The following is an 11,926-nucleotide window of genomic DNA, read 5'->3' as shown; positions in this document are numbered from 1 at the left end:
TCTGTCTCAAGAATTTCACCTTTCCATTTTTCAATGGTTTCTTCGTTTGTATTCATTTTACAAGAATAGAAAATTAAGAAAACAACCAATAGGAGTGCATGAAGTTTTTGCATATTTTTATTGCTTGATTGTTATAGCCTGTTATTTTTTCCAGGTTATTTTTACGGCCGACAAATGCTCCAGTTCCAATCGGACTTCAGGTAAAACATGAAATCCGTTTTTTTGGTAAAAAGGGATGGGAGATTTGTAGCAATCGCCATTTTGTTTTAAATAATTGGGTTTGTCAATTACCCAGCCATTTAGTTCCGACGCTCTCTTTTTGGCTTCATTTAATAGCCGGGTTCCGAAACCTTTTCCGTGAATTTCAGAAGCTAAAATCATCGCAAACCACTTTTCATCAGCTCTTAAAAAATCTAAATACCAACCTTTTATATTTCCATTTTCGTCTATAATCAACAAATTCCATTGGTTTGTAAGATTTTCTAAATAATTTTTAAAATCACTTACATTGTTGTGGAATAAATTTTTAGGATATTCAGCATTCCAAAGTTCGTAAACCACTTTTATTTGATGATTTTCCAGACTGTTTGTCGTTATAATTTTCATCATTATAGCAATTGTTGGATTTTAATAATCAATTTCAGCCTTAACCGTATCCGGTTCAACATGAATTAACACATCACTAATTTCGGGTAATTTAGTCTGTAATTCATCTTTTAATCGATGCGCTATTTCATGGCCTTCAGAAACACTAATAGCACCATTTACAATTAAATGAAGATCTACATGAAATGAAATTCCTGTTTTTCTCACAAGGCATTTTTCAGTATCAATCACGCCTTCAACGGTATTGGAAATTGTTCTTATTTCCGCAACAAAATCACCATATAAATGCTCGTCCATGATTTCGCCGAGTGCTGGTCTAAAAATTAAATACGCATTGTAAATAATAAATCCGGAAGCAAATAACGCCGCCCAATCATCGGCCTTTTCGTAACCTTCACCCATAAAAATGGCGATAGATATTCCAATAAATGCCATTAATGAGGTAATTGCATCACTTCTGTGATGCCAGGCATCTGCTTTTAGGGAAGAACTTTTTGTTTCGTTACTTTTTTTGGAAACTACCCTATAAAACAACTCTTTAATAATTACAATGATAGCCAATACCACCAAAGTGAATTTTTTAGGCGCTAATTGTGGTGTTTGCAAATTTTGAATACTTTCATAGGCAATTATGGTAGCTGAAAAAACAAGAAATCCCACTACGGCAAATGTTATTAAAGGCTCTGCCCTTCCGTGGCCATAAGGATGATTGTCATCGGCAGGTTTTGTGGCGTATTTAAGACCGAATAAAACCAAAATAGAAGAAAAAACATCAGTGGTAGATTCAATGGCATCGGCAATTAAGGCATAAGAATTTCCAAAAATACCGGTTATTCCTTTAGCAATCGCAAGCAAAGCATTTCCAATTATGCTAATGTAAATGGTGTTGATTGCTTTTTGTTTATTCGTTTTCATTGGTATTCCTTTTCAATTTGAATGCGGTGCTTTAAGTGCGCAAAGATACTGGATTTCACGAAGTATCATTTAAATAAAAACGACTAAATCCCAAGGATAACAGTAATTTTTTAATGGGTTACGCAATTATATTGTTGTATTGTGAGATGCGTTAAGGATTGCAGTGAAAATCCTTTTTTGAGGTTTTTATCCGAAAAAAAGATTACAACTTAAAGCCTGACCGCTTTTTCAGCGGGAACGCCCAAACTTTCAACTTCTTTAACCTTTTAACTTTTCAACTGTATATTAAAGCCACTTTTTCTTTTTGAAATAGAAAATCATGGAGATAGCCAGCGCCAACATAACCCCCAACATAATAAAGTAACTATATTTATAATGAAGCTCGGGAAGATTTTCGAAATTTGTTCCATAAACACCGGCAATAAAAGTCAGCGGAATAAAAATTACGGAGAAAACTGTTAAAAATTTAATGATGTCATTTAATTTGCTGCTAATGGTGGTATGATAAATCATAAGTTGGTCGGAAAGAATTTCCCGATAACTTTCCAATGATTCAATCGCCTGATTGAGGTTGTTTTTTAGATCTTCAAAATGAACATACACACTATCCTCCAACAATTCCGAATCCATTTTTAACAATTCCATGACTATTTCACGACATGGTTTAATGGATTTGTGCAAATAAATAATTTCTTTTTTAAAATTATTGATCTCTTCTAAAATAGATTCATGGGCATTATTCAATAAATCTTCTTCTAAGGATTCAATTTTTTCACCAATTTGACTTATGATATAGTTATAATTATCAAAAATAATATCCATTATAGCAAATGCCAGATAGTCTGTTCCGGAATTTCTAAGTCGTTTTTTGCTTTTTCGCACTCTTTCTCGCAAGGGATCAAAAACATCGCCTTTTTTTTCCTGAAATGACAGTAAAATATTTTCCTTAATAAGAATTACAATGTTTTCTGTAGAAATATAATTTTGTGAATCATCATACTGTATCATTTTCAAAGAAATATAAATGCAATTATCATATTCCTGTATTTTTGGCCTGGCATGAGTATTCATGATGTCAGCAAGAATTAAGGAATCCATTTCAAACTGATTTGCAATCTCGCTCATCATTTTTTCATCATGCAAGCCGTCAATATTGAGCCAGGTGGTTGTTGATGTTTGGTTAAATTTTATAACTTCATTGATATCTTTTGCCTGAAATTCATCGAGGTTCTCTGAATCATAATCCATAACCCTTAACAAAACAGCATCAATTTTTTTCTCTCCTCTAAAATGAATTTCATGAGGCGATAATCCTATATGTTCTTTTTTTGCTTTTAACAATCTGGCCATACTACTAGTGTTTTTGAAAGGTTTAACACCTACTTTTCTTAGGGTAAAAATCTTATAATTTTCCAACAAAAAAGAAAGCATTTAAAATTAATGATTTTAATTTTAAATGCTTTCTTTTTACAAAATAAATTTATCAGCTATCGTTAGCGTTTTCCTAATTCGTAGAGGTCTTTGCGCCTATCTTTCAAATTCCTAACAGTACCAAGTTGATTTAATTCTCTCAGGGAATCTATATCTACATCGGCTATTAAAATCATTTCAGAATTGGCAGTTGCTTCTGCTTTAATTCCGTTGGTTGGAAATGCGAAATCACAAGGCGTAAACACCATTGATTGGGCATATTGAATGTCCATATTGTGAACTTTAGGCAAATTCCCAACGCTTCCTGCAATGGCAACATAGCATTCATTTTCTATGGCTCTGGCTTGTGCGCAATTTCGAACTCTGGAATAGCCATTTTGTGTATCGGTTAAAAATGGAACAAACAAAATATCCATTCCCTCATCGGCCAAAAGTCTTCCAAGCTCAGGAAATTCAACATCATAACATATTAAAATGCCAATTTTACCGCAATCGGTATCAAAGGTTTTAATTTCACTTCCGCCTTGCATCCCCCATACATTTCTTTCATTCGGAGTGATATGAAGTTTTTCGTAGCGTTCAACAGTTCCGTCTCGTTTACACAAATAACCCACATTGTAAAGTTTATTGTTTACAATTTCAGGCATACTTCCCGATATGATATTAATATTGTACGAAATAGCAAATTTTGAAAATTTATCAATTATGGCTGAAGTATGTTTGGCAAGTTCCCGAATTGCTTCAGATTCTGTTAAATGATTATTTTCCGCCATCAATGGCGCGTTAAAAAATTCTGGAAATAGCGCAAAATCGGATCGGTAACCCGAAACGGAATCCACAAAAAATTCAGCTTGCTGTAACAGCTCATCTAAATTTTTATAAGACCTCATTTGCCACTGTATAAGTCCTAATCTTACTATTTTTTTCTTAGTAGTTGCAGTACTTGTATCTTCCTTTTCGTAGTAAATATTATCCCATTCCAATAAAACAGCGTAATCATTAGATGCGTCATCTCCTTCAAGATAATTCTTAAGAATTTTTGCCGGATGAAAGTCGTTTGATATTTGAAAATTAAAGACAGGATCATGAATTTCCTTTTTTCTAACTTTATCAATATATTGTTTTGGTGTAAGTTTATCAGAATATAAGTGATAATTGGGGATTCTACCTCCGAAGGCAACGCCTTTTAGGTTTAATTTTTCACATAATTCTTTTCTGTAGTCATAAAGTCTTCTTCCTAATCGAAGTCCACGAAATTCAGGTTTTATAAAAACATCAATTCCGTATAGCATATCACCATTGGGTGTGTGCGTGTTAAAAGTAAAATTTCCTGTAATTTCCTCGTAAGTATGAACCCTGTCAATTTTGCTGTAATCAACTATAATAGATAGGGCGCATCCCGCAATTTGATTGTTGACTTTAATCACAACCTGACCTTCTGGAAATCTGCTGATTAATGACTCTATTTGATGCTCTCTCCAATAAGAATTTGGCATACTGGCGTAAGATTCAATCATTGCTTTTTTAAGTTCCTGATAATCGTCAATACTTAAAAAAGACAATTCAATATTTTCTATTTTTTTCATATTCATATGCGAAATGGTGTTTTTATGTCTTAAAATAGGAAATAAACTGCCTATTTTGGCAAAATTACATCTTTTTAGGGAATGTTAGAATTGCCAACCAAGTAATTTAACATTCTGTTATGGTTTTGTTTGATTTAATTACTTCTTTTGGAGTATTATAAATTATATCAATCCAATCACTTACCAATTTACACCCATCTTCAACGGTCATAGAATCTTTTTCAATAACAACAAATTGATTAATTAAATCAGGACTAATCTCGGTTACCTCAAAAGATTCTACTTTTGTATCTTCCTGAGCATTAGATAAATTAAACACAAATGGGGTTATTCCTATAAATAAATAGATTTTTTTTTCATAGTTAAATTTTTAAGGTTTTGATTGTTGCAATTTTTAATCATTGTGCTTAAAGGCACATCTAATGTATGAAATTAAGACAGTTACATTCTTAATTGATAGTAGTTTAAAATTATTCTAAACTGATTACCGAAACTGTACGCGTATAGAATACGAGATGAGATAGAATAGAATTATTTGACCTGTACGCGCATATCAAAACCTCACTTTAAGAAAATAAGAACTTAGCAATACTTAACATTTTAAACATTAGGTTAAAGATTTTTCTTAGTTCATTACGAGCGTGTCAGAATAAACAAAAATGGACAAATTGGAAACCTTAAAAACAATATTCAAATAAACAACTTAAAGCGTGATGTTGAAGATTTCCAGTAACTGATTAAGGAAACATTAGATAAGATTGAGGAGCTAATATCAAAAGAGATAAAGATTAAAAATCAATAATTTTCAAGATTTATTTTTATTTTGAAAACATTAAAAAAAGTCTGTGAAATTTGGGAAGCTTCACAGACCTTTCATTTTTTAGATAATTCAATTTAGATGACTAACGATATTCCGCTTACGACCATATGAAGATTCTCCAGCACACATCATAATCAAATCTTTATCTTCAGGTGTTATTAATCCGCTATCGTACCAACCGTTAACTAATTTAACCATTGCACGAATAAACGCTCCATGATTTTTGTAAGTACCTAATTCTAATACATCAATGCTATCAGACATTGTCCATCCACAATCAGCAGTAACATAATTAGTGACTCGATAATCACATCCATCAATGTTTACAGTGGTTTCAATATTTGAAAATTGAATTGGATCATCAACATCAAGACACCCATCGTTATCGTCATCGTCATCACAAACATCTCCTAAACCATCATTATCATAATCTTCTTGACCTGAATTAGCAGTATCAGGACAGTTATCATCAGCTTTTTTTACTCCATCACCATCACCATCGGAACCACAAACACCGAACATCAAGTTGTCAATTCCCTCGAAAGCTGTTGCGCAACTTATAATTATGCTTACAATTGGTTCGTCAGATTTCACACCCCAAAAATTACCAGTTGGAGAGCCATTTTCTAATGTAGAACTAAGTAAACCTGAACCACCAAAAACTTCAATTTGAACATCACTTCCTGGTGAAAAAAATCTTAATACATTAAATCCAACTGCCGTAACATTAGTTGTAAAATTGATAACTATACCACTGCTTGTACTCGCAACAATGAAATCTGATACTCCTCCTGCGAAACCATCACTTGCTAGAACGATCTCATCACCACCAGTTGTATTTATTGATATCCCCGATTGAATGTCGCCAGGTGCAAAAAAGGAGTTACTTGTAAATTCATCTAAGGGCCCGAAAAAGGATACTGCAGGATATGGAGCTAATAGAGAATCCTCAAAATCCTCCACAGGTAAATAATCACATGGAAAATTGTTCAGATCATAATAAAAATTCATACCTGAAATTTCTTCCTTTCCAGATACTTTTTGTTTTATCTTAAAGCTTGACGGAATTATATCAGCATCACTAGAATTCAAAAATGATTTAAAAGACTGATTTTCCGTTTGGTCTATCTTTAATTCTTGTTCTTGATCTAAAATTGATGTTTCTTTTTCACAACTTATAAAAAAAGCTACCGTTAAAATAAGACAGCAAATAATTGATGATTTTTTCATAAAAACAAACTTTTAAAATTAATAAATTTAGATAAGTCCAACACCTTTATCATAAGGTCAATACGAATATACTGAATATAACAATACAATTTTCAATTATTTGAAATAACTTACCATTTAAGTCATTATACGAACCGTTTGTTAGTAAAAACTAACCATTTGTTTGTTTCGCACAGCCTAAACATTTTTTTGAAATAAATACTTTTGAAAAGTATAAAACTTGCTTTACTACAAAGGAGATATTATTTAACAATAAAAGTAAAAAAGTAGATAGATTATAAAAGTCATAAAAGACTAAAAAAGAGTAGTGTTGTATGCGTGGTTGTAAACATTAGACAAAAAAATAGAGTTATAATTTAATATAACTCTTTGGTTTTAAATTGTGGAGAAGATCGGGCTCGAACCGACGACCTCTTGGCTGCCAGCCAAGCGCTCTAGCCAACTGAGCTACATCCCCAATTTTATTAATTTCAACCGGTGGCTTTCGGGTTGAAACCTAAATTTAAACCCTGCAAAAGCGAAAGTTTAAATTGAATGGCGCAAAAGTACATAATTTTTTTAAATGTGGTTTAAAAATTTTTAATGTTTAAAAGGCCCCCTAACCCCCAAAGGGGGAATTGACAATTTACATGTTGAATGTTATAAATCCCAACTTTCCAAAACTAACAAAAATCAAAGCCACTATACTTTGGAAAGAGTTAAGGACAGGAAAACACTTATTCTAAAATCTACTTCATTAAAAATTGTAATGAATGTTACTATGAAGCCTTAAATTTGACTTAAATTTACACTTCAATATAAAGAAAGAATAAATATGATAAATAAAATTGAAGTGAGTTGGAAAGGTGAAATGCTTTTTGAATCGGTATCACCTGAAGGAAATGTTATGATTGATGCTGCTAAAGAGGTAGGCGGACAAGGAAAAGGATTGCGCCCAAAGGCGATGATGCTAACTTCTTTGGCGGGTTGTACTGCAATGGATGTTGCCTCATTGTTAAAAAAAATGCGCGCGGAAGTAGAAGATTTTAAAATTGAAGTTGAAGCAAATCTTACCGACGAAGCGCCAAAATTCTATGATAAAGTAAAAGTGACTTATCGCTTTTATGATAAAGATTTTAAAAAGGATAAAATTGAAAAAGCGGTAAACCTATCCGTTGAACGTTACTGCGGGGTAATGCATATGTTTAGACAATTTGCTGAGATAACCACAGAAATTCAATATATAGTTCAATAAGGGTTATTTGTTGAGGTGTTTATTTGTTTAAAAGTTTAAATTTTTAAGGCAAAAACACCAATAATATAAATTACTAACAATCTAACGCATCAAAATACCAACACACTAAAATTTGCTTACTTTTGAGAAAAATTATGCTATGCGTTGGAAATTAAAAGCTGAAACAAACCCTGAAATAACATTAAAATTAGCTCAGGATTTAGGGATTGAATACACTTTGGCCAAACTATTGGTGCAACGAAATATTGAAACCTATGACCAGGCCAAAGCCTTTTTTCGCCCAAGTTTAAATGATCTCCACAATCCTTTTTTGATGAAGGATATGGATAAAGCCGTTGAACGTATAGAACGGGCAATTGCAGAAAATGAAAACATTTTGGTCTATGGTGATTATGATGTTGATGGCACAACATCCGTTTCAATGCTTTCGTCCTATCTAAAAACATTTTATCCAAATATTGCTACCTATATTCCGGACAGATATGCGGAAGGTTACGGAATTTCTTTTTTGGGAATCGATTTTGCCCACGACAATGATGTTTCCTTAATTATTGCGTTGGACTGTGGCATAAAAGCCATTGACAAAGTAAATTATGCGAAAGAAAAAGGCATTGATTTTATCATTTGCGATCACCACCGTCCGGGAAATGAAATTCCGGATGCCGTTGCAGTTTTAGATCCAAAACGTGCAGATTGTGATTATCCGTATGATGAATTGTGCGGTTGCGGCGTAGGATTCAAATTGATTCAGGCGTTGGCAAGCAAGAGAAATCAAAACATTGACGATTTGGTTTCTTATTTGGATTTGGTGGCCACAGCCATTGCCGCAGATATTGTTCCAATAACCGGCGAAAACAGAATATTGGCTTATTTTGGTTTGCAGGTAATCAATTCCAATCCGCGAAATGGCATTAAAGCCATGATTCACCAAATCAAAAAGAAGGAGTTGAATATTACCGATGTTGTGTTTATTATTGCGCCAAGAATTAATGCCGCAGGAAGAATTAAACATGGAAATTATGCTGTTGAATTGTTGACCGAACTGGATTTTGATTCGGCTGTAAAATTCGCTTTGGAAATAGAACAAAACAACAATGACAGGAAGGATTTGGATAAATTAATTACCAAAGAAGCCTTGCTGCAAATTGAAGAAAACAGGGAACAGGAAAATGTTTCAACGGTTGTTTATGCTGCAAATTGGCACAAAGGCGTGATTGGCATTGTTGCTTCCAGATTGATTGAAACTTACTACAAACCAACCTTGGTTTTTACAAAAAGCGGTGATAAACTGGCAGCGTCGGCACGTTCCGTAAAAGGATTTGACGTGTATGAAGCCCTGGAGCAATGTTCTGAATTTATTGAACAGTTTGGAGGACATAAATATGCAGCCGGACTTACTTTAAAAGAAGAAAATTATCAAAAATTTAAATTGAAGTTTGAAGAAGTTGTTGCCGCTACTTTACCGGAGGAATTGAGAACATCCGAAATTTCTGTTGATGCGGAAATCAGCCTTTCGGAAATTACGCCAAAATTCTTCAGAATCATGAATCAATTATCTCCCTTCGGACCACAAAACATGAAACCTGTTTTTATGTGTGGCAGTTTGCGTGATAACGGGTATGGCAAAAAAGTAGGCGCTGACGAAACGCATTTAAAGTTGAATCTTTTTGAAGGCACCAACCAAACAACCTACAACGCCATAGGCTTTGGAATGGGAGACAAACACGAACTGACACAAAATAAAAACGCCTTTAAAGCCGCTTTTTGTATCGATGAAAATGAGTGGAATGGCTATACAACATTGCAACTTTTATTGAAAGATTTACAGGAAGAAAGTTGAGCCCTTCGTCTACGCTCAGGGTAAGAGTTTGTTTTTTGTGAGAAGTAAAAAGTGAGAGGGAAGACTGCAAGACAAAAAAAGGCGGAGATTTTTTTCTCCACCTTTTTTTAAATTAAAATTACAAAGTTTCTTTCAGCCATTTGTAAAATTCACGTTGCCAAACTAAGCTATTCTGATTATCTAGTACCCAGTGATTTTCTTCAGGAAAAAACAGCAACTTGCTTTTGATACCTTTTAATTGTGCTGCCTGAAAAGCTTCTAATCCTTGTCCAATCGGAACTCTAAAATCATTTCCACCTTGAATAATCATAATAGGAGTTGTCCATTGGCCTACTTTTTCAATAGGGTTAAATTCGGTATAAGCTTTTTGTGCATCAACATTGTTTTTATCCCAATAAGCACCGCCTAAATCCCAATTCACAAAAAATAGTTCTTCGGTTGTTCCATACATGCTTTTCCAGTTAAAAATACCATCATGAGAAATAAAACTTTTGAATCTTCCTTCATGAATAGCCGCCAAATAAAACACGGAATAACCACCATAACTTGCACCTATGGCTCCCAAACGATCATTGTCAACATAAGGTTCTTTTGCCAATTCATCAATTGCAGATAAATAATCCTGCATATTTTGTCCGCCATAATCTTTGCTGATTTGTTCATTCCACTCAACTCCATAACCAGGCATTCCTCTTCTGTTTGGGGCAACAATAATATAGCCATTTGCAGCCATCAACTGAAAGTTCCAGCGGAAAGAATAAAATTGGCTTAAAGCGCCTTGAGGACCTCCCTGACAATATAACAAGGTTGGATATTTTTTGGCAGGATCAAAATTTGGCGGATAAATTACCCAGGTCAGCATGTCTTTTCCATCGGTTGTTTTAACCATTCTTTTTTCGACCTTGCTTAGCTTAAGAGTATTATAAACGGCATCATTCGCATGGGTTAACTGCATCATTTTTCCATTGCCTAAGTTCACAGCATATAACTCCGTGGCATGGTTCATATCTCTTCTGCTCACGACAATGGTTTGTTTTGATTGCCCAACAATACCGCCCACATCAAATTGTCCGTTTGTAATTTGTTTTAGTGGACTGGTTTTTCTTCCATCAGCTGGAATTCCAATTTCGAATAATTGTACAGTTCCCAAAACCGGAGCGACAAAATATATTTTATCGCCATTATCTTGCCACACAAAACTGTTTACTGTTCCATCCCAGTTTGCCGTTAAGTTAACGGATGCACCGTTAACTTTAACAATGATGTCATTTTTATCTGATTCATAACCGTCTCTACGCATTTGCAGCCAGGCCAATTGACCTTTAGACGAAAATGCTGGATTAGTATCATAGCCCTTGTTTTCAAAAGTTAAATTTGTGGTTTTTTTTGATTCCAAATTATATTGGTAAATATCGGTATTTGTGCTGGTGGCATAGGCTACGCCACTTAATTTTTTGGTTACATATAAAATGTTTTTACTGTCTGGACTCCATAAATAATCTTCAGATCCTCCAAATGGTTTTTGCGGACAGTCGAACGGCTCTTCGGACATGATATCAATAGGTTCAGAAATGGTGTCCGAAACAGACTGGTACTTCACGTGACTGTAAGCGCCGTCTTCCCAGGTATCCCAATGGCGATAATTGAGTTCCGTATAGATTTTTACATTTGAACTGGTAATATCTTCATAATAGTCTTGTCCGGTAATGTTTTTTAATTTTACATCAGTCGTTGTAATTTTATATTTGCCATCAGGAGAAACACTTTTATCTGCCAACAGTGCACTATAATTGGTAATTATTTGGGCCTCTCCTCCTGTAATTGTAACCTGATAAGTTGTTGTTGAAGATTTGTTTGATGCTAAGTTATAGTTGGAAACACTGTAAATGAGTGAATTTCCATCTTTGGTCAATCCTTTTCCTGAAACTTTATTCATTTGAAGAAGCATTTCGGGTGTCATCACCTCTTGTGCCGACATTGCGATGAATGCAAATGAGAATAAAAAACTAAATACTGTTTTGTGCATAATTTCTTTTTTTTGCTAAATTAACTTAATTCACAAATTTATTGTTTTAATTTTTTATTTCTGTAACTGAATTTACACTTATTTAAAGTATTGGATAAGAAATAATGATTATAAATAAGCTTGTTTTTTAGAGTTACCGCGTGAAGGATTGAGGCGTTTGTTTGAGCTGTTTTTTGTGTAATTCAGCAAAAAAAAGCGAGTGCCGAAAGCCTTACCTGAAAGGGCACGCCCAAAATAT

Annotated in this window: 9 protein-coding genes and 1 tRNA gene; 2 read left to right on the top strand and 8 right to left on the bottom strand. The window is 33.9% G+C overall.

From position 1 onward, the window contains the following. Positions 1-141: 141 nt before the first annotated feature. The 7 genes from ABY285_RS02150 to ABY285_RS02120 all read right to left on the bottom strand — a co-directional run bounded on the left by ABY285_RS02150 (position 142) and on the right by ABY285_RS02120 (position 7,045). Positions 142-609, bottom strand: coding sequence for a GNAT family N-acetyltransferase (locus tag ABY285_RS02150; protein WP_372766547.1), 468 nt, complete (start codon positions 607-609; stop codon positions 142-144). A gap of 18 nt (positions 610-627) precedes the next feature. Continuing rightward, entirely contained in the window at positions 628-1,521 is an 894-nt protein-coding gene (locus ABY285_RS02145) for a cation diffusion facilitator family transporter (protein WP_372766545.1), read from the bottom strand. 285 nt (positions 1,522-1,806) lie between these two features. Beyond that, the gene (gene corA, locus ABY285_RS02140) at positions 1,807-2,871 is read right to left on the bottom strand and encodes a magnesium/cobalt transporter CorA (protein ID WP_372766543.1); all 1,065 of its coding nucleotides are present in this window, start codon (positions 2,869-2,871) and stop codon (positions 1,807-1,809) included. A 143-nt stretch (positions 2,872-3,014) separates the two neighbouring features. Continuing rightward, positions 3,015-4,544 (bottom strand): GNAT family N-acetyltransferase, encoded by a 1,530-nt coding sequence (locus ABY285_RS02135; protein WP_372766541.1) that lies wholly within the window; start codon positions 4,542-4,544, stop codon positions 3,015-3,017. A gap of 100 nt (positions 4,545-4,644) precedes the next feature. Beyond that, positions 4,645-4,857 (bottom strand): hypothetical protein, encoded by a 213-nt coding sequence (locus ABY285_RS02130; RefSeq protein ID WP_372766539.1) that lies wholly within the window; start codon positions 4,855-4,857, stop codon positions 4,645-4,647. A gap of 570 nt (positions 4,858-5,427) precedes the next feature. Beyond that, on the bottom strand, positions 5,428-6,588 hold the full coding sequence (locus tag ABY285_RS02125) for a thrombospondin type 3 repeat-containing protein (RefSeq protein WP_372766537.1): 1,161 nt from the start codon (positions 6,586-6,588) through the stop codon (positions 5,428-5,430). A 383-nt stretch (positions 6,589-6,971) separates the two neighbouring features. After that, positions 6,972-7,045 (bottom strand) — tRNA-Ala (locus ABY285_RS02120). Positions 7,046-7,402: 357 nt separating this feature from the next. Between ABY285_RS02120 and ABY285_RS02115 the strand changes: the two genes are divergently transcribed. Further along, positions 7,403-7,822 carry an OsmC family protein gene (locus tag ABY285_RS02115; protein ID WP_372766535.1) on the top strand — a complete coding sequence of 140 codons (420 nt, stop codon included), beginning with the start codon at positions 7,403-7,405 and terminating at the stop codon, positions 7,820-7,822. 139 nt (positions 7,823-7,961) lie between these two features. Next, entirely contained in the window at positions 7,962-9,662 is a 1,701-nt protein-coding gene (gene recJ / locus ABY285_RS02110; protein WP_372766533.1) for a single-stranded-DNA-specific exonuclease RecJ, read from the top strand. Positions 9,663-9,780: 118 nt separating this feature from the next. On the opposite strand, the gene ABY285_RS02105 is transcribed toward recJ, so the two are convergent. Beyond that, a complete protein-coding gene (locus tag ABY285_RS02105; protein ID WP_372766531.1) occupies positions 9,781-11,688 on the bottom strand; it encodes an alpha/beta fold hydrolase in 1,908 nt (635 codons plus the stop codon). Between the last annotated feature and the right edge of the window lie 238 nt (positions 11,689-11,926).

It is taken from the genome of Lutibacter sp. (assembly GCF_041555395.1).
Lineage (GTDB): Bacteria > Bacteroidota > Bacteroidia > Flavobacteriales > Flavobacteriaceae > Lutibacter.
Note: the sequence above shows the minus strand (reverse complement) of the source record. Positions and strands in the feature narration are given on the sequence as shown.